Origin of the sequence: Pseudorhodoferax aquiterrae (assembly GCF_014652235.1) — a bacterium.
Lineage (GTDB): Bacteria > Pseudomonadota > Gammaproteobacteria > Burkholderiales > Burkholderiaceae_C > Pseudorhodoferax > Pseudorhodoferax aquiterrae.
In genome coordinates this window covers 102,926-122,133 of record NZ_BMYK01000005.1, presented here as the reverse complement: position 1 = coordinate 122,133, position 19,208 = coordinate 102,926, and the positions used below count along the sequence as shown (strand labels likewise).

Below are 19,208 nucleotides of genomic sequence, written 5' to 3'. Positions count from 1 at the left end.
GCCACTCTCCAGCCGCCATGCCCAGCCCGCGCTCCCGCCCCGTCGACCCGACCGGTCGCGGGCGCCTGCGGCCCCGGCGGCGCAATCTCGCGGCGGCGGCGGCGGCACGCGCCACCTGGTGGTTCGCCGGAGCGGCCGTCACCCTGCTGCTGGCCTGGTGGCAACCGGCCGCCTTGCAGCACCTGGACCTGCTGGCCTACCACCTGCTGCAGGGCGATGGCGCCCCCACCCTGCCCCAGGCGGCCGCGGTCGAACAGGTGCCGACGCCGCTGGCCGCACTCTTCACACTGCTGCTGGTCAGCGCAGTGGCCTTGCGGCCACGCAAGGCACCGGCGCGCCTGCTGCTGGCTTTGGCGCTGCTGTGCCTGCCCCTGGCCGCCAGCTCTGCCCTGCTGACGCAGCAGCGCTGGCTGCCTCCGGCCCTGCCGGTGGCCGGCCTGGCGGTCGCGTTGGGCTTCCGTGAGGCGGCGCGCGCGCGCGCGGCCCAGCGCCAGCTGCAGCGCACGCGTGCCCAGGCCCAGGCCGCGCTGCGCGCCATCGACGATGCGGTGCTCACCGTCGACGGCGCCGAGCACACCGTGCGCTTCGCCAATCCCAGCGCCGTGCAGCAGGCGGCCCCCCAGGTGCTGGACGGGCGCCCGCTCGCCCTCGCCTATCCGCTGGAGGAGCAGAGCCACGATGCGCTGCATGCGGCGATCACGGCCTGTGTCGCCCAGGGCGTCAGCGTGCGCGTGCGCGAACTGCTGCAGCTGCGCTCAGCCGAGGGCCTGCGCAGCCTGCGCGCGACGGCCAGCCCGCTGCGGGCCACGGACGGCGTGGTCGACGGCGCCGTGCTGGTGTTCACCGACATGACGGGCGCGCTCGAGGCCGCCCGCGAGCGTGAGCATGCCGCCACGCACGATGCCTTGACCGGCCTGCCCAACCGCGTGCTGCTGCAGGAGCAGCTGCAGCTCACGCTCTCGCGCGTCAAGCGCCAGCACAGCGTGGCCGCCATCCTGTTCGTCGACCTGGACCGTTTCAAGCACATCAACGACACGCTGGGCCACCGCACCGGCGATGCCGTGCTGCGCGTGCTGGCCCAGCGCTTGCAGGCCTTGTGCCGCAACACCGACACGGTGGCGCGCTGGGGCGGCGACGAGTTCGTGCTGATCCTGGAAGACGTGGGCGGCCCCGAGGGCGCTGCCCTGGGGGCGAGCAAGATCGTCGAGGCGCTGTCGCGCGACGTGGCGCTGGGCCCGGAGTTCAACCACCGCCTGCTGCCCAGTTCGGCCAGCGTGGGGGTGGTGCTGGTGCCGCGGGACGGCATGCAGATCGAGGACCTGTTGTCCAAGGCCGACATGGCCATGTACCGCGCCAAGGGCCAGCCCAAGGCCAGCTTCCACATCTGGGCCAGCGACATCAACGCGCGCATGCACGACCGCCTGGCGCGCGAGGTCGATCTGCGCCAGGCCCTGCTGCACGGGCGCCTGCGGCTGCACTACCAGCCACAGTTCGCGTTCGACAGCGGCCGCATGATCGGCATGGAAGCCCTGATGCGCTGGCAGCAGGCGCCGGGCCGGGACCTGCCGCCCTCCGAGTTCATTCCTCTGGCCGAGGAATCCGGCCTGATCGTGGACATGGGCGCCTGGGCCGTGCGCGAGGTGGCCCGCCAGCTGGCGCGCTGGCAGGCCGCCGGGCTGCGGCCGGTGCCCGTGGCGGTGAACGTGTCGGCGCGCCAATGGACCAATGGTGAGATCGTGCAGGTCGTGCGCCTGGCGCTGCGCGAAACCGCCATCGCCCCGGCCCTGCTGCGGCTGGAGATCACGGAAACCGTGGCCATGGGCGAAGGCGAGCAGATCATCGGCCTGCTGCAGGACATCCACGCCCTGGGCATCCGGATGTCGCTGGACGACTTCGGCACCGGCTACTCTTCGCTGGCCTACCTCAAGCGCTTTCCGCTCGACGAGCTCAAGATCGACCGCAGCTTCGTTTGCGCACTGCCGCAGGACGAGCAGGACGCCGCCATCGTGCATGCCACCGTGGCGCTGGCGCGCGGCCTGGGCCTGCGCGTGCTGGCCGAGGGCGTGGAGACCCCGGCCCAGGCCGAATTCCTGGCCGCCTGCGGCTGCGATGGCGCCCAGGGCTATCTCTACGGCCAGCCGGAACCGGCCGAGCAGGCCGCACTGCGCCTGCAAGCCTGATACTCGCGCACCGCGCGCCCCCACCATCGCACAAATACGGCGAGGGCGTGCATTCCTTGGGCGCAGGGATCGGATCTTTTGCCGAACATATGCCGGCTCCGATCTGCGTAAATTTGTAACAAACCTCATGACGTCCCTCACCACGTTCGACTGGAACCGCTGGTTCCTGCGCGAGGACATCCCGCCGGCGCTGCAGATCGCCGGTGCCTACCACCCCTGGCTGGTGGCGCTGTCGGTCGTGGTGGCGGTGGCCGCCGCCTGGGCGGCGATGCAGCTGGCCGTCGGCGCGCGGCGGACCACGCGGCCCGCCGCGCGCTGGGCCGCACTGGGCGCTGGCGCGCTGGCCCTGGGCGCCGGCGTGTGGGCCATGCACTTCATCGGCATGCTGGCCTTCCAGCTGTGCACCGATGTGGACTACGACCCCGGCATCACCCTGCTGTCCATGCTGCCCAGCCTGCTGGCCGCGGGCACCGCGCTGCACCTGCTGGCGCGCCCGCAGATCAGCGGGCGCCAGTTGCTGCTGGGCGGCGTACTGGTCGGTGCCGGCATCGGCGCGATGCACTACGGCGGCATGCTGGCCATGCGCATGGACGCCCGGCTGGCCTTCGACCCGCTGGGCTTCGCTGCCTCCATCGTGCTGGCCGTGGTGCTGTCGGTGCTGGCGCTGTGGATCCGCTTCGGCCTGGCACACCGGCTGCGCCTGGGCGGCCAGGCGCTGGACCTGCTGGCGGGCGGCGTCATGGGCCTGGCCATCGCCGGCATGCACTACCTGGGCATGGCTTCGGCGCGCTTCATCGGCGTGACCGATCCGGCCTTCGATCCGGCCGCCGATCCGCAGAACGTGCTGGCGCTGGTCATCGCCTTCGTCGCCGTGACCATCGGCGCGCTGGCCGTCACGGTGCAGGCCCTGCTGCGCTCGCAGCACCTGAACCAGCGGCTGCGCGACAGCGAGGGCCGTCTGCGCGCCGTGCTCGACACGGCCGTGGACGGCATCATCTCGGCCGACCGCAGCGGCCGCATCCTGTCGTTCAACGCCTCGGCCGAGCGCATCTTCGGCTGGTCGGCCCAGACCGTCGTGGGCCGCAACATCGATCTGCTCATGACAGCGGTGCCCGACGGCCTGGACGCGGCCGAACGCGCCGAACACCTGCAAAGCCGCCTCGCCGGCCTGGTCGGCGCCAGCCGCGAAGTCAGTGGCAGGCACCGCGACGGCCGCGTGATCGCGCTGCGGCTGGCCATCAGCCGCACCGAGGGCCAGGGCGAGCCGCTGTACCTGGGCATCGTGACCGACATCTCCGAACGCAAGGCGATCGAGACGGCGCTGCGCAACCGCGAGGCGCAGTACCGCACCCTGATCGCCAACATGCCCGGCGTGGCCTTCCGCAGCGAGGCGCGCACGCACGCACGCATGCTGTTCGTCTCCGAGCGCGTGGAGGACTTGACGGGCTGGCCGGCGGCCGAGTTCGTCGGCAACCTGCGCAGTCTGGAAGCCCTGATCCCGCCGGCCGACCGGCAGGCCCGCAACGCCGCGATCGCGCTGGCGCTGGCGCAGGACCAGCCCTATGCCGTGGAATACCGCATCCGCCGCGCCGACGGCGCAGAGCGCTGGATCGCCGAATCGGCCGGCGGCGTGCGCGACGCCGACGGGCAGCTGCAGTGGATCGACGGTGTGATGCTGGACGTGACCGAGGAACGCGCCCGCGCCAAGGCCTTCGAAACCACCGGCGCGGTGCTGGACCGCGCCATGGCGGTGCTGGAACTCGCACCCGATGGCCGCATCCTGCATTGCAATGGCAACTACGTCGCCATGCTCGGCTACGAGCGGGCCGAAGAGCTGATCGGCCGGCCCTACCTGGACATGCTGCCGCCGCACCTGCGCCGCCTGCCCGACCAGTTGCGCATGATGGACGCGCTGCAGCGCGGCGAGGTGCTGGCCGGCGAGTTCGAGCGCATGGGCAAGAACGGCCGCGAGCTGTGGGTGCAGGCCACCTACAACCCGGTCTTCGATGGCGCCGGGCGGCTCGTCAAGACCATGGCCTTCAAGACCGACATCACGCTGCGCAAGACCATGGAGCGCGAGCTGCGCCAGGCCAAGGTGCGGGCCGAGCAGGCGGCGCAGGCGCGCAGCAGCTTCCTGGCCAACATGAGCCACGAGATCCGCACGCCCATGAACGCCATCCTGGGCTTCACCGACGTGCTGCTCCACACCGCGCTGGCGCCCACGCAGCGGCGCCACCTGGAGACGGTGCGCCAGGCCGGCCAATCGCTGCTGGGCCTGCTCAACGACATCCTGGACACGGCCAAGCTCGAGAAGGGCGCGGTCGAACTCGAACTGGGCGATTTCTCGCTGCGCCAGCTGTGCGAGCAGGTGGTGGCCTCGATGCGGCTGACGGCCGAGAAGAAGGGCCTGGCCCTCGCGCTGGACTACCCGGCCGCGCTTTCCGACTTCCGCCGGGGCGACGCATTGCGCATCCAGCAGGTGCTCGTCAACCTGGTGGGCAACGCCATCAAGTTCACGCGCCAGGGCCGCATCGACGTGCGTGTCGAACAGCGCGACGAGAGCACCGTCATCGCCGTCCAGGACACCGGCATCGGCATCGCACCGGACCGCGTCGAGCGCATCTTCGACGCCTTCGCGCAGGCAGACGCCACGATCACACGCCAGTTCGGCGGCACCGGCCTGGGCACCACCATCGCGCGCCAGCTCACCGAGCTGATGGGCGGCCGCATCGTCGTGCGCAGCGAACTGGGCGTGGGCAGCTGCTTCGAGGTGCATCTGCCGCTCCAGGCCGGTCAGGCGCCGCAAGCCGAGGTCGGCGTCGCCACGGGCCAGTTGCCCCCGCTGTCGGTCCTGGTGGCGGACGACGTGCCGCAGAACGTGGAACTGCTGGAGCTTTTGCTGCAGGCCGACGGCCACCGCGTGCACAGCGCACGCAACGGACGCGAGGCGCTGGCCATGCTCGACGAACACCGGTTCGACCTGGTGCTGATGGACATGCACATGCCCGAGATCGACGGGCTCAGCGCCACCCGCGCGCTGCGTGCGCGCGAACGCGAAAGCGGCCTGGTGCCCACGCCGGTCATCGCGCTCACGGCCAGCGTGCAGGCCGCCGACCGCCTCGCCGCGCAGCAGGCCGGCATGGACGGCTTCGCCACCAAGCCGGTCGTGACCCAGCAGCTGTTCGCCGAGATCGGGCGCGTGCTGGGCCTGCAACCGGCGCCCGGAACGACGCGCTCGCAGGATGTGCCCGAGAGCAACGCCGTGGTCGACTGGCAACAGGGGCTGGTCCTCTGGCAGAGCCGCGAGCGGCTGCAAGCGGCCATCGGCAACTTCGTGCAGGCGCAGGCCGGCACGCCACTGGACCTGGCCGACGCCCTGGAACGCCAGGACACGGCGGCGCTGGTGGCGTCGGCCCACCGCATCGCCGGTGCCGCTGGCAACCTGGCGCTGCCGGCCTTGCGGCTGGCCGCGCAGGTGCTGGAACGCGCGGCCCGCGCCGGCCAGCTGGCGCCTGCGCGGGCGGCCGTGCCGGTGCTGCTGGCCCAGCTCCAGTCCGTGGCCGCGGTGCTGCCGCCACCTGCTCCGGCGCCGGCGCCGACGGTGCCCACCGTGCTGGCGCCGCTGGAGCAGCACAGCGTGCTGGGCGGCCTGGACGGCCTGCAGCAAGCCCTGAAGCGCCATGAGCTCGACGAGGAAGCACTGCACCAGCTGGCCGAAGTGCTGCCGCCGGTGGAGATGCGCGCGCTCATGGAAGCCATCGACAACTTCGACTTCGACGCGGCCCTGCGCTGCGTCGACCGGCTCCGCGCCAACCTGCAGACCCCCACCGAGGCCTTGCCATGACCACCGACCCCGACCGCCGCCCGCGCCTGCTGCTGGTGGACGACGAGCCCACCAACCTGCAGGTGCTGCGCGGCATCCTGCAGGCCGACTACCGGCTGCTGTATGCGCGCGACGGGGCCACGGCGCTCAAGCTGGCCCGCGACGAGCGGCCCGACCTGCTGCTGCTGGACGTGATGATGCCGGGCATGAGCGGCCACGAGGTCTGTCGCACGCTCAAGGCCGACACCGCCACCGCGTCCATCCCGGTGGTGTTCGTGACCGCGCTGGCTGACGCGGGCGACGAGGCGCAGGGGTTCGACGCCGGCGCGGTCGACTACATCATCAAGCCCGTGAGCCCGCCCATGGTGCGGGCCCGCGTGCGCACGCACCTGTCGCTGGTGCGCATGGACGAACTCAAGGCCTCGCGGCTGGAGATCGTGCAGCGCCTGGGCCGCGCGGCGGAGTACAAGGACAACGAGACCGGCCAGCACGTGCTGCGCATGAGCCACTACGCCCAGGCGCTGGCGCTGGCGCTGGGTTTCGATGCGCGCGATGCCGAGGACCTGCTGCACGCCGCGCCCATGCACGACGTGGGCAAGATCGGCATTCCCGACCACATCCTGCGCAAGCCGGGCCAGCTGACGCCCGAGGAATGGGCCGTGATGCGCACGCACGCCAGCATCGGCGCCGACATCATCGGCCAGCACGAGAGCGGCGTGCTGCACATCGCCGCCAAGATCGCGCGCAGCCACCACGAGAAGTGGGACGGCAGTGGCTACCCCGACCGGCTGGCCGGCGAAGCCATTGCGCTGGAGGCCCGCATCATCGCCATCGCCGACGTGTTCGACGCGCTGACCAGCGTGCGGCCGTACAAGCCGGCCTGGAGCGTGGACGACGCGGTGGCGCTGCTCGAACGGGAAGCCGGCAAGCAGTTCGACCCCGCGCTGGTGCCGGTCTTCATTGGCATCCTGCCGCAGCTGCTGGCGATCCGCGAGCGCTTCGCCGACGCACCCACCGACGCCTGAACTAGGACTGCGGCTGCAGCTGCCGCACGCGCTGCAGCGCCACCGTGGCCGCCGCCGTGCGCGTCTCCACGCCGAGCTTGACGTAGACGCGCTCCAGGTGCTTCTTGATGGTGGCCGGGCTCGCGCCCAGGATCTCGCCGATGTCGCGGTTGGTCTTGCCCTTGACCAGCCAGTACAACACCTCGGCCTCGCGCGCGGTCAGCGCCAGCGACAGGCTCAGCGCCTCGATGACGGCCGCGTCCGACTCCTCGCGCATGACGATGAGCCAGTCGCCGCCGCCCTCGCCGTCGCCGGTCTGCTGGTGCAGCCGGAAACTCAGCGCGCGCGCACCCTGCTCCAGGCGCAGCGGCGGCGGCTCGATCTGGCGCTGCTCGGCGTCAAAGGCATGGCGGCGCAGCCAGTCCAGCAGCACGGGCGGCGCCACGTTGCCGCCGCCCGGCCCGCCGCAGTAGCGCTGCAGCAGCTCGCGCGCAAGCACGGTCTGCCACATGAGCCGGCCGTCGCTCACGCGCACGGTGATGCTGGCATAGCCGAAGGCGTCGAGCGCGTTGCGCGCCTGGCGCCGCTCGCGCGCGCTGGCCAGGTGCACCTGCATGCGGGCCAGCACCTCCTTGGGCTTGATCGGCTTGGTCACGTAGTCCACGCCGCCCGACTCCAGCGCCGCGACCAGGTGCTCGGTCTCGGTCAGGCCGGTCATGAAGATGATGGGGATATGGGCCGTGGCCGGCAGCGCCTTGAGCCGGCGCGCGACCTCGAAGCCGTCCATGCCCGGCATCATGGCGTCCAGCAGCACCACGTCGGGCACGGCCTGCGCGGCACGCTGCAAGGCCATCTCGCCGCCCGTGGCGACCAGCACCGTAAAGCCCGATTCGTCCAGCGCGTCGTGCAGCACGGCCAGGTTGTCCGGCACGTCGTCGACGATCAGCACCACGTCGCTGTTGGCGCGGTCCAGGGTCTGGTCAAGGGGTGGGTGCGGCATCGGCTTGTTGCAGCAATCGGCTCATGGCTTCGAACTGGAATTGTCGGGCCAGCCCGCGCATCTGCAGCACGAAGCCCGCGCAGGCGGGCTGGCTGCGCTCGATGGCGTCCAGCGCATTCGTGATGCCACGCGGAAAGCCCACGTCCACCGCTTGCTGCAGGGCCGCGCGGCTGGCCGCGTCGGGGTAGGCCAACGGGGCGGCAGGCGCGGGCGGCGACGCCTCGGCGGCCGGCGGCTGGTCCAGCCATTGCAGCGCCAGCTGGCGACCCAGCCAGTCCAGCAGTTCGGACAAGCGCACGGGCTTGACGAGGAAGTCCTCGGGCCGGATCTCCACATCGTTTTCCAGGCCCTTGTCGAAGGCGTTGGCCGAGACGATGGCGATGCGCGGCGGCCGCGGCAGCAGCGCGCGCACGCGGCGGATGGTCTCCCAGCCATCGATGCCGGGCATGGCCAGGTCCATCAGGATGGCGTCGGGCCGGTAGCCCGCGACCAGCAGGTCCAGGCAGTCGTGGCCGCTGGCGGCCGTGCGCAGCGCAAAGCCCAGCGGCTCGAGCAGGTGCACGAGCAACTGGCGGTCGACCTCCTCGTTGTCGACCACGAGGATGCTGCGGCGCGGGCCGGCATAGCCGTGGCGCGGCGTCGTGGTCCGCGCCTCCTGCCGCCCGGCGCTGCCATGCTGGGCGGGCAGGAACAAGCGCACCCGGAACTGCGAGCCGACGCCGGGCTCGCTCGTGGCCGTGAGCTCGCCGCCCATGAGGTCGGTCAGCATCTTGGCGATCGTGAGACCCAGGCCCGCACCGCCCGGCGCGCTCTGGCCCGGCGCGGGCGCACGTGCGAAGGGCTCGAAGATGCGGGCGAGCGCGTCGGCCGCGATGCCGGGTCCGCTGTCGGCGATCTCCAGGGTCGCCATCTCGCGCTGGTAGCGGACCCGAAAACGCACATGGCCCGCGGCCGTGAACTTGATCGCGTTGCCCAGCAGGTTGATGAGGATCTGGCGCAGCCGCTGCTCGTCGGCGCGCACCAGCTCGGGCAGCGGGCCCTCGGGCTCGAAGTGGAAGGCCAGGCCCTTGCCCTCGGCCTGCAGTTCGAACATGGCGGCGACCTCGTGCACGGTGTCGGCGAAGGCCATGGGACGGATGTTGAGCGTGAGCTTGCCCGACTCGATGCGCGCGATGTCCAGCGTGCCGTCGACGAGCTGCAGCAGATGCTCGCCGCCGCGCTTGATCACCTGCACGGCATGGCGCCGGTGCGGCGGCACGGCAGCGTCCTCGCCCATCAGCTGCGCATAGCCCAGGATGCTGTTGAGCGGCGTGCGCAGTTCGTGGCTGATCGCGCTGATGTAGCGGCTCTTGGCCTGGTTGGCCTGGTCGGCCTGGCGGCGCGCCTCCTCGGCGACCTGGCGCGCGCGTTGCAGTTCGGCATCGGTCTGGCGGTGCAGTGCGATCTCGCGCACGAGCAGATGTGTCTGGCGGTTGGACTCCTCCTGCGCGACCTGCCGGCTCTTGTGCGCCAGCACCAGCCACCAGGCCACGATGCCGGCCGCCAGCAGCAGCGCCATGTAGGCCTTGGTGAAGCCCGAGCGCAGCGCCTCCTCGGCCAGCCGCGCACCGGCCGCGGCCTCGGTCACGGCCGTCTCCTGGCTGTAGAGCAGGCCGAAGACGGCCGCCAGCAGCGGCACCAGGATCAGCATCAGCAGCAGGTAGTGCGCGAGCCCGGTGTCCAGGTAGGGCCAGATGCGCCGCGGCAGCAGCCAGCGCAGCGCGGCCGACCATTGCCAGGACAGCGCGGCGCGCGGCTTGCAGAGGTCGCCGCAGCGCGCGTCCAGCGTGCAGCACAGCGAGCAGATCGGCCCCTGGTAGGCCGGGCAGTGCGCCATGTCGGGGCCTTCGTACTCGCGCTCGCAGATCACGCAGCGGTGGGCCTGGGGTGTCGATTGCTCCGCCGCCGGGCCGCCCCAAGGCGGAGCAGCCCCCTCGGGGGGCAGCGAGGACACGAAGTGCCGAGCGTGGGGGCTCGATGTGCGTGCGATGTAGTAGCGCCCGCGCGTGAGCCAGGCCAGCAGCGGCGATGCCACGAAGGCGGTGCCCAGCGCGATCACGGCCGAGAAGGCCTGCGCCAGCGGGCCGAAGAGCCCGATGTAGGCGCTGATGGACAGCGCCGAGGCCAGCGCCATCGCGCCCACGCCCACGGGGTTGATGTCGTACAGGTGGGCGCGCTTGAACTCGATGCCCTTGGGCGACAGGCCCAGCGGCTTGTTGACGACGAGGTCGGCCACGACGGCCATGATCCAGGCGATCGCCAGGTTGGAGTACAGCCCCAGCACCTCGCCCAGAGCCTGGAACACGTTCATCTCCATGAGCATGAACGCGATCAGCGTGTTGAACACGACCCAGACCACGCGGCCCGGGTGGCTGTGCGTCACGCGCGAGAAGAAGTTGGACCAGGCCAGCGAACCGGCATAGGCATTGGTCACGTTGATCTTGAGCTGCGAGACCACGACGAACAAGGCCGTGGCCGCCACCGCCCAGCCCAGGTTGGGGAACACGTACTCGTAGGCCGCCAGATACATCTGGTTCGGGTCCACGGCCCGCTCCTTGGGCACCATGTGGCTGATGGCCAGGTAGGCCAGCAGCGCGCCGCCCAGCATCTTGACCACGCCCAGCACCACCCAGCCGGGCCCGCCGACCAGCACGCCCAGCCACCAGCGCCCCCGGTTGGCGCGCTGGCGCACCGGCATGAACCGCAGGTAGTCGGCCTGCTCCCCCATCTGGGTGATGAGCGCGATGCCCACGGTCAGGGCAGCACCAAACAGGTGCAGATCAAAACCGTCGCCCGAAGACTTGTCACCGACATAGTGCGTGACACCAGAAAATGCACCAGGATCGCGCAGCAGCACATAGGCGAAGGGCACGACCAGCATGACCAGCCACAGCGGCTGCGTCCACATCTGCAGCCGGCTGATGGCCGAGACGCCGTGCGTCACCAGCGGGATCACGACCAGTGCGCAGACGAGGTAGCCCCAGGTCGGCGGGATGCCCAGCGCCAGCTCCAGCGCATAGGCCATGACGGCGGCCTCGAGCGCGAAGAAGATGAAGGTGAAGCTGGCGTAGATCAGCGAGGTCAGCGTGGAGCCGATGTAGCCGAAGCCGGCGCCACGCGTGAGCAGGTCCATGTCCAGGCCATAGCGCGCCGCATAGATGCTGATCGGCAGGCCGGCCAGGAAGATGATCAGGCCGGTGGCGAGGATGGCCCAGAACGCGTTGACGAAGCCGTACTGCACCAGCAGCGTGGCACCCACGGCCTCCAGGATCAGGAACGAGGCCGCACCGAAGGCCGTGTTGGCCACGCGCCAGGACGACCATTTGCGAAAGCGCGTGGGCGTGAAGCGCAGCGCGTAGTCCTCCATGGTCTCGCGCGCGACCCAACTGTTGTAGTCACGCCGGACCTTGACGATGCGCTGCGGCGCGTTCTGTTCGACGGGGGCGGAAGTCTCTTGCACGGGACGCCGACCGCGCAGCTTTCATGCCACCCGTGGGTCGCACGGCATGATGCTTGCTGAATAATCGTTCGATGCCATCCACCACAGCCTGATCTCCGAGCGACATGGAACTCACACCGCGAGAGAAAGACAAGCTGTTGATCTTCACCGCCGCCCTGCTCGCCGAGCGCCGCAAGGCCAGAGGGCTGAAGCTCAACTACCCCGAAGCCGTTGCCCTGATCTCCGCCGCCGTCATGGAAGGCGCCCGCGACGGCAAGACCGTGGCCGAACTCATGAGCGAAGGCCGCAACGTGCTCACACGCGACGACGTCATGGAAGGCATTGCCGAGATGATCCCGGACATCCAGGTCGAGGCCTCGTTCCCCGACGGCACCAAGCTGGTCACCGTGCACCAGCCCATCCCGTGATGACGCCGGGCGAACTGCTGGTCGACGCGGGCGACCATGAACTCAACCCCGGGCGCCGCACGCTGACCGTGCTGGTCAAGAACGGCGCCGACCGGCCGATCCAGGTCGGCTCGCACTACCACTTCGCCGAGACCAACGGCGCGCTCGACTTCGACCGCGACGCCGCGCGCGGCATGCGGCTCAACATCGCGTCCGGCACGGCCGTGCGCTTCGAGCCCGGCCAGCAGCGCACCGTGGAATTGGTGGTCTTCGCCGGCGACCGCACGGTCTACGGCTTTCGCGGCCTCGTACAAGGAAAGCTGTAAATGGCGAACATCTCGCGCCGCGCCTACGCGGAGATCTTCGGCCCCACGACCGGCGACCGTGTGCGCCTGGCCGACACCGACATCCTGATCGAGGTCGAGAAGGACTACACGCTGGCCGCCGGCGGCTACGGCGAAGAGGTCAAGTTCGGCGGTGGCAAGACCATCCGCGACGGCATGGCCCAGGGCCAGCGCACGCGTGCCGAAGGGGCGGTGGACTGCGTGCTGACCAACGCGCTGATCCTGGACCACTGGGGCATCGTCAAGGCCGACATCGGCCTGAAGGGCGGGCGCATCGTGGCCATCGGCAAGGCCGGCAACCCCGACGTGCAGAGCGGCGTGGACATCGTGATCGGCCCGGGCACCGAGATCATCGCGGCCGAGGGCAACATCGTGACGGCCGGCGGCATCGACAGCCACATCCACTTCATCTGCCCGCAGCAGATCGAGGAGGCCCTGGCCTCGGGCGTGACCACCATGCTGGGCGGCGGCACCGGCCCGGCCACGGGCACCTTCGCCACCACCTGCACGCCCGGCCCCTGGAACATCGAGCGCATGCTGCAGGCGGCCGACGCCTTCCCGATGAACCTGGGCTTTCTGGGCAAGGGCAACGCCAGCCTGCCGGCCGCGCTGCACGAGCAGATCGAGGCCGGCGTGATCGGCCTGAAACTGCACGAGGACTGGGGCACGACGCCGGCCGCGATCAGCAACTGCCTGGACGTGGCCGACGCCACCGACACCCAGGTGGCGATCCACTCGGACACGCTCAACGAATCGGGCTTCGTGGAGAACACCATCGCGGCGACCAAGGGCCGTGGCTTGTGCGCCTTCCACACCGAGGGTGCGGGGGGTGGCCACGCACCCGACATCCTGCGCGTGGTCGGCGAGGACAATTTCCTGCCCTCCTCGACCAACCCCACGATGCCGTACACCCAGAACACGCTGGACGAGCACGTGGACATGCTGATGGTGTGCCACCACCTGGACGCCGGCATCGCCGAAGACCTGGCCTTCGCCGAGTCGCGCATCCGCAAGGAGACCATCGCGGCCGAGGACGTGCTGCACGACCTGGGCGCGATCAGCATGATGAGCTCGGACAGCCAGGCCATGGGCCGGGTCGGCGAGGTCATCCTGCGCACCTGGCAGACCGCGCACAAGATGAAGGTGCAGCGCGGCGCGCTGCCCGAGGACAGCGCGCGCAACGACAACTTCCGCGTCAAGCGCTACGTGGCCAAGTACACGATCAACCCGGCGATCGCGCACGGCATCAGCCACGAGGTGGGCAGCATCGAGGTCGGCAAGTGGGCCGACCTCGTGGTCTGGAAGCCGGCCTTCTTCGGCGTGAAGCCGGCGCTGATTCTCAAGGGCGGCTCCATCGCGTTCGCGGCCATGGGCGATCCCAACGCGTCGATCCCGACGCCGCAGCCCGTGCACTACCGGCCCATGTTCGGCGCCTACGGCGGCGCGATCGCCAGGGGCTCGCTGACCTTCGTGTCGCAGGCCGGCCTGTCGGCCGGCATCAAAGAGCGCTTCGGCCTGGCCAAGAATCTGAGCGCCGTGAAGGACATCCGCAACGTGCGCAAGCAGCACCTGGTCCACAACGGCTACCTGCCGAAGATGGAGATCGATCCGCAGACCTATGCGGTGCGGGCCGACGGGCAGCTGCTGACCTGCGAACCGGCCAAGGTGCTGCCGATGGCGCAGCGTTATTTCCTGTTCTGAGACGGCCGGCCCGCGGCAGGTCTACGATAGTGGCCGATGGCCGCCGCGCGTCGCGGCGGTCGCGCCTTCTCCTTCGCCATCCATGCTCACCACCAGCAAACTCATGCCCCAGGGCGCCGGCCTCGCGCCGGTGCTGCTCAAGCGCGCCGCCACCGTCGAACTCGACTGGGACGTGCGCCAGAAGAGCCGCTTCGACGCCACCGATTCGCAAGGCCGCCAGCTCGGCGTGTTCCTGCCGCGCGGCACCGTCGTGCGGGGTGGCGATGTGCTGGTGGCCGAGGACGGCTCGCTGGTCCGCGTGCTGGCCGCACCACAGGATGTGCTCAAGATCACCCACTGCACGGCGCACGGCACGCCGTTCGACCTGATCCGCGCGGCCTACCACCTGGGCAACCGCCATGTGCCGATCGAACTCAAGCCCGACCACCTCAAGATCGAGCCCGACCACGTGCTGGCGAACATGCTGCGCGCCATGCACCTGATCGTGACGCCCGTCGCGGAGGCCTTCGAGCCCGAAGGCGGTGCCTACGGTGCGCAAGGGCATGGTCATGGCCATGACCACCACGACCATGGCGGACATGCGCACCACGACCACGACCATGGCCATGGCCACGCCCACCAACACGGTCACGGCCACGCGCACGACCACCACCACGACGGCCAGGACCAGCAGCAATAGCCGCAGCGGCCCGACATCCGCCACTGCCAGAATCCGCCCATCCACTGCAGAGCGAGGTTCCCATGCGCCAACTCTCACCGACCGGCCAGCAGGCCATCGACGATATCGCCAGGCGGCACGGCATCAGCACGGACGCCGCGCTGAGCATGCTGGACGCCGTGGTCCGGGGCAACGGCGGCATGGCCCAGTTCAGTCATCCGGAGTTCGGCGGCTCCGGGCAGTGGATGCGCGGCGGCATGACCATGGTGTCGGACATGTTCAACAACCACCTGAAGTCGCGCGTCGACGCGCTGTGCTTCGAACTGTCCAACCTGGTCGCCAGCCAGCCCGACCTGGTGCTGAGCGGCAGCTTCCAGTCGCAGAGCCAGAACGGGCAGGAGCAGTTCAGCGGCAGCGGCTATAGCTACACCGACAGCAGCAACAGCAACGGCGCCAGCCTGTTCGTACCGCCACCGCCCGACTGGTGGGGCCCCACGCTGCGCTGGCCCGACAGCACGGGTTCGCAGAACGGCACGCGCTACGCCAACTTCGCGCAGGCGCGGCGCCTGGCCATCGAGGCCAACGGCGTGGTCACGATCTACGACACGCTGGACCACCAGATCGGCGGCTTCTCGCAGCAGCAGTCCTATGGCGGCTCCTTGAGCTTCAACAGCCAGTACGGCCTCATCGACGTCGCCAGCCTGCCGGTGATTTCGGTCAACGGCGTGGAGCCCGCGGCGCCGGCGCCGTACCAGGCGCCGCCCGCTCCCTACCCGGCGCCCACCATGAGCCCGCCTGCCGGCGGCCACACCCAGGACATCTTCGCGATGATCGAGCGGCTGGCCGATCTGCGCTCCAAGGGCGTGCTGGACGAGGCCGAATTCCAGGCCAAGAAAACCGAACTGCTGGGCCGACTCTGAACACGCTGAGCATCTCCTCCCCCACCTTGCTGGGGCTGATCTGGCTGGCCTCGCCCGCGCTTCCGGTGGGCGGCTTCAGCTACTCCGAGGCACTCGAAGCGGCCGTCGACGCCCAGCTCGCCAACGGCGAGCAGCCCGCCGGCGACTGGCTGCTCGCGCAGCTACAGCTGAGCCAGGCGCGCAGCGACCTGGCCGTGGTGGCCGAGGCCGTCGCGGCCTGGCAGGCTGGCGACCTTGGCCGCGTGCAGGAGCTCGACGCCTGGCTGCGCTGCACGCGTGAATCGGCCGAGCTCGTGCTGCAGACCGAGCAGATGGGCCGCTCCATGCTGGAGTGGCTCAAGCTGCAGCACGGCGACGCCGCGACCGCCTTCGCCGGACTCACGCCCTGCTATCCCATCGCCTTCGCATTCGCCGCTGCGCGCGCCGGCGCGGCGCCGCGCGAGGCCTGCCTGGCCTTCGCCTTCGGCTGGGCCGAGAACATGGTGGCCGCGGCCGTCAAGGCCGTGCCGCTGGGCCAGAGCGCGGGCCAGCGCATGCTGCAGCGGCTGGCGCAGGCGATTCCTGCGGCCGTCGAGCAGGCCCTGGCTACGCCGGAAGACGCGCGCCAGGCCTTCTCGCCCATGCTGGCCATTCTGTCGGCCCAGCACGAAACCCAATACTCCCGACTGTTCCGTTCCTGAAGAAGCCTTCGACCATGACCGCCCTGCACCACATCGCCCACCGCACTAAGAAACTGCCGCCGCTGCGCGTGGGCATCGGCGGCCCGGTCGGCTCGGGCAAGACCACCTTGCTGGAGATGCTCTGCAAGCAGATGCGCACGCAGTACGACCTGGTCGCCATCACCAACGACATCTACACCAAGGAAGACCAGCGCCTGCTGACCGTCAGCGGCGCGCTGCCGGCCGAGCGCATCATGGGCGTGGAGACGGGCGGCTGCCCGCACACGGCCATCCGCGAGGACGCGTCCATCAACCTGGAAGCCATCGACCGCATGCTGGAAGACTTTCCCGATGCCGACGTGGTGTTCGTGGAAAGCGGCGGCGACAACCTGGCCGCCACCTTCAGCCCCGAGCTGTCCGACCTCACGATCTACGTGATCGACGTGGCGGCCGGCGAGAAGATCCCGCGCAAGGGCGGCCCCGGCATCACCAAGAGCGACCTGTTCGTGATCAACAAGACCGACCTGGCGCCGCACGTGGGCGCCGACCTCGGGGTCATGGAGGCCGACACGCGCCGCATGCGCACCAACGCGCGCGGCGAACTCAAGCCCTTCGTGATGACCAACCTCAAGACCCGCGACGGGCTGGCCGAGGTGGTGCGCTTCATCGAGCAACGCGGGATGCTGCAGACCGCCTGAGTAGAATCCGCGGCCTCGGAAGCTTGGCAGAGTGGTCGATTGCACCGGTCTTGAAAACCGGCGATGGGAAACCATCCGTGAGTTCGAATCTCACAGCTTCCGCCAGACCCGACCCGCGCCCATGCCCCTGACGTACCGCCACCGCACCCTCGCACCGCTGTTGGCGGCCCTGGTCATGACGGCGTGCGCGACGCCACCAGCCCCTGCTCCGTCCGCGCCCCCGGCAGCGACACCGGCGGCGCCGCCTGCCACCGCAGCGCCTGCCGCCGTGCCCGCGCCAGCGCGGAGCCAGGACTTCGCCCAATGGGTGGACCGCTTCCGCGCCGAGGCCCGCGCCGCCGGCATCACGGACGCCACGCTGCATGCGGCCTTCGATGGCGTCCAGCACCTGGACCAGGTCATCGCCCTCGACCGCGCCCAGCCCGAGTTCACGCGCACGGTCTGGGACTATCTGGACACCGCGGTCTCGCCCACGCGCGTGGCACGCGGACAGGACAAGCTGCTCGAGGTGCGCGCCGTTGCCGATGCCGCCGCGGCGCGCTACGGCGTGCCGGCCGAGATCGTCGTGGCGATCTGGGGCATGGAGAGCAACTACGGCAGCAACTACGGCGACACGCCCACCATCGATGCACTGGCCACCTTGGGCTTCGAGGGCCGGCGCGCCGCCTGGGCGCGCGGCCAGCTCATGGCGGCGCTGCGCATCCTGCAGAACGGCGACATCCCGCGCGAACGCATGCTGGGCTCCTGGGCCGGTGCCATGGGCCAGACCCAGTTCCTGCCCTCCAACTTCCTGGCCTACGCAGTGGATGCCGACGGCGACGGCCGGCGCGACATCTGGGGCAGCATGGCCGACGTGACGGCCTCGACCGCGCATTTCCTGGCGCGCGAAGGCTGGCAGCGGGGCCAGCCCTGGGGCCTGGAGGTGCAGTTGCCGCCCGGCTTCGACCTGGGCCGGGCCGACGACGCGCTGCGCCAGTCCAGCACCCAGTGGGCCGCCGAAGGCGTGCGCGCCATGGATGGCACGGCCCTGCCCGCGCTGCCCGACGCGAGCCTGCTGCTGCCGGCCGGCGCGCGTGGGCCGGTGTTCCTGGTCGGGCCGAACTTCCGCGCCATCCTGCGCTACAACAACGCGACCAGCTACGCGCTGGGTGTGGGTCTGCTGGCCCAGCGCCTCGCGGGCGGCCCCGCGGTCCAGGCCGCCTGGCCGCGCGACCTCCAACCGCTCTCGCGCAATGCCTTGCAGACGCTGCAGCAGGCGCTGCAGTCCCAGGGCTTCGACCCCGGCGGCATCGACGGCGTGCTGGGACCCGCCACGCGCGGTGCCATCCGGCGCTGGCAGCGCAGTGTGGGCCTGGCCGCCGACGGCTTTCCCACGCAGGACCTGCTCGAGCGGCTGCTGCAGCGCTGAACAGCGCGTTCTGCGCCTACGTGCGAACGGGGCGAAGCCAAGCGGATGGCAGCGGGGCCCGGCCCTAGCATGGGCCGCATGCCCACACCACCGCGCGGCGCCGCCGCCCACCGCCATGCTGATCCGCATCGGCTATGACATCGCGCTGCGCGTCAGCGCACCGACCGCATTGGTCTACCTGCTCCAGTTGCACCCCTCGCGCGTCGGCGATCTGCTGGCGCCCGAGGACACCACGCTGAGCCCGCCCTTGCCCACGGACTTCTACGAGGACGCCTTCGGCAACGCGTGTGCGCGCGTGCGCATCGCCGCCGGCACCGACACGGTGCGGTTGCGCAACCAGGCCGTGGTGCGCGACAGCGGGCTGCCCGACCCGGTGCATTGGGAGGCCTGGGAACATGCGGTGGACGAACTGCCCGTCCAGACCCTGCAGTTCCTGTTGCCCAGCCGCTACTGCGATTTCGATGGCGAACTGCTGGCCTTCGCCTGGAGCCGCTTTGCCGGCCTGCAGCCCGGCTGGGCGCGCGTGCAGGCGATCTGCGACTACGTGCACCAGCACCTGCGCTTCGACTACGGCTGTGCGCGGCCGACCCGCACCGCGCTCGAGGCCTGGCGCGAGCGCGTGGGCGTGTGCCGCGACTTCGCCCACCTGGCCATCGCGCTGTGCCGCAGCATGAACATCCCGGCCCGTTACGCCACGGGCTACCTGGGCGACATCGGCGTTCCGCCCGTGCCCTACCCGATGGACTTCAGCGCCTGGTTCGAGGCCTACCTGGGCGGGCAGTGGCATACCTTCGACGCGCGCCACAACCAGCCACGGATCGGGCGCGTTCTGCTGGCGCGTGGCCGCGATGCGGCCGACGTGCCGATCACCATGGTGTTCGGCGACCACCAGCTGCTGCGCTTCGAGGTGGTGACGGAACCGGCCTGA

The 19,208-nt window shown here is 70.5% G+C and carries 14 protein-coding genes and 1 tRNA gene; 13 read left to right on the top strand and 2 right to left on the bottom strand.

From position 1 onward, the window contains the following. The first annotated feature begins 17 nt into the window (after positions 1-17). The 3 genes from IE209_RS10835 to IE209_RS10825 all read left to right on the top strand — a co-directional run bounded on the left by IE209_RS10835 (position 18) and on the right by IE209_RS10825 (position 7,028). Positions 18-2,180, top strand: coding sequence for a putative bifunctional diguanylate cyclase/phosphodiesterase (locus IE209_RS10835; protein ID WP_189686971.1), 2,163 nt, complete (start codon positions 18-20; stop codon positions 2,178-2,180). A gap of 127 nt (positions 2,181-2,307) precedes the next feature. Next, positions 2,308-6,024, top strand: a complete 3,717-nt coding sequence (locus IE209_RS10830; protein WP_189686970.1) for a PAS domain S-box protein — start codon at positions 2,308-2,310, stop codon at positions 6,022-6,024. Beyond that, on the top strand, positions 6,021-7,028 hold the full coding sequence (locus IE209_RS10825) for an HD-GYP domain-containing protein (protein ID WP_189686969.1): 1,008 nt from the start codon (positions 6,021-6,023) through the stop codon (positions 7,026-7,028). The genes IE209_RS10830 and IE209_RS10825 overlap by 4 nt, the downstream gene beginning before the upstream one ends. Position 7,029: 1 nt before the next feature. Here IE209_RS10825 and IE209_RS10820 read toward each other — a convergent pair whose 3' ends face one another. Beyond that, positions 7,030-8,007 (bottom strand): response regulator transcription factor, encoded by a 978-nt coding sequence (locus tag IE209_RS10820; RefSeq protein ID WP_189686968.1) that lies wholly within the window; start codon positions 8,005-8,007, stop codon positions 7,030-7,032. Further along, positions 7,988-11,506, bottom strand: coding sequence for a hybrid sensor histidine kinase/response regulator (locus IE209_RS10815; RefSeq protein ID WP_229882801.1), 3,519 nt, complete (start codon positions 11,504-11,506; stop codon positions 7,988-7,990). Before IE209_RS10815 ends, IE209_RS10820 begins: the two co-directional genes overlap by 20 nt. A gap of 104 nt (positions 11,507-11,610) precedes the next feature. Between IE209_RS10815 and IE209_RS10810 the strand changes: the two genes are divergently transcribed. From IE209_RS10810 to IE209_RS10765, 10 genes are all read left to right on the top strand, one after another. Continuing rightward, the gene (locus IE209_RS10810) at positions 11,611-11,913 is read left to right on the top strand and encodes an urease subunit gamma (protein WP_145546288.1); all 303 of its coding nucleotides are present in this window, start codon (positions 11,611-11,613) and stop codon (positions 11,911-11,913) included. Further along, positions 11,913-12,218, top strand: a complete 306-nt coding sequence (locus IE209_RS10805; RefSeq protein WP_189686967.1) for an urease subunit beta — start codon at positions 11,913-11,915, stop codon at positions 12,216-12,218. The genes IE209_RS10810 and IE209_RS10805 overlap by 1 nt, the downstream gene beginning before the upstream one ends. Then, positions 12,219-13,937 carry an urease subunit alpha gene (gene ureC, locus IE209_RS10800; RefSeq protein WP_189686966.1) on the top strand — a complete coding sequence of 573 codons (1,719 nt, stop codon included), beginning with the start codon at positions 12,219-12,221 and terminating at the stop codon, positions 13,935-13,937. An 82-nt stretch (positions 13,938-14,019) separates the two neighbouring features. Next, positions 14,020-14,616 (top strand): urease accessory protein UreE, encoded by a 597-nt coding sequence (gene ureE, locus IE209_RS10795; RefSeq protein ID WP_189686965.1) that lies wholly within the window; start codon positions 14,020-14,022, stop codon positions 14,614-14,616. A 62-nt stretch (positions 14,617-14,678) separates the two neighbouring features. Continuing rightward, on the top strand, positions 14,679-15,515 hold the full coding sequence (locus IE209_RS10790) for an SHOCT domain-containing protein (protein ID WP_189686964.1): 837 nt from the start codon (positions 14,679-14,681) through the stop codon (positions 15,513-15,515). Between the two features lie 11 nt (positions 15,516-15,526). Next, entirely contained in the window at positions 15,527-16,195 is a 669-nt protein-coding gene (locus IE209_RS10785; protein WP_189687144.1) for an urease accessory protein UreF, read from the top strand. A 14-nt stretch (positions 16,196-16,209) separates the two neighbouring features. Further along, entirely contained in the window at positions 16,210-16,872 is a 663-nt protein-coding gene (gene ureG, locus IE209_RS10780) for an urease accessory protein UreG (protein WP_189686963.1), read from the top strand. A gap of 17 nt (positions 16,873-16,889) precedes the next feature. Then, positions 16,890-16,977: transfer RNA gene (locus IE209_RS10775), tRNA-Ser, on the top strand. A 16-nt stretch (positions 16,978-16,993) separates the two neighbouring features. Continuing rightward, entirely contained in the window at positions 16,994-18,280 is a 1,287-nt protein-coding gene (locus IE209_RS10770; protein WP_189686962.1) for a lytic murein transglycosylase, read from the top strand. A gap of 115 nt (positions 18,281-18,395) precedes the next feature. Beyond that, positions 18,396-19,208, top strand: coding sequence for a transglutaminase-like domain-containing protein (locus tag IE209_RS10765; protein ID WP_189686961.1), 813 nt, complete (start codon positions 18,396-18,398; stop codon positions 19,206-19,208).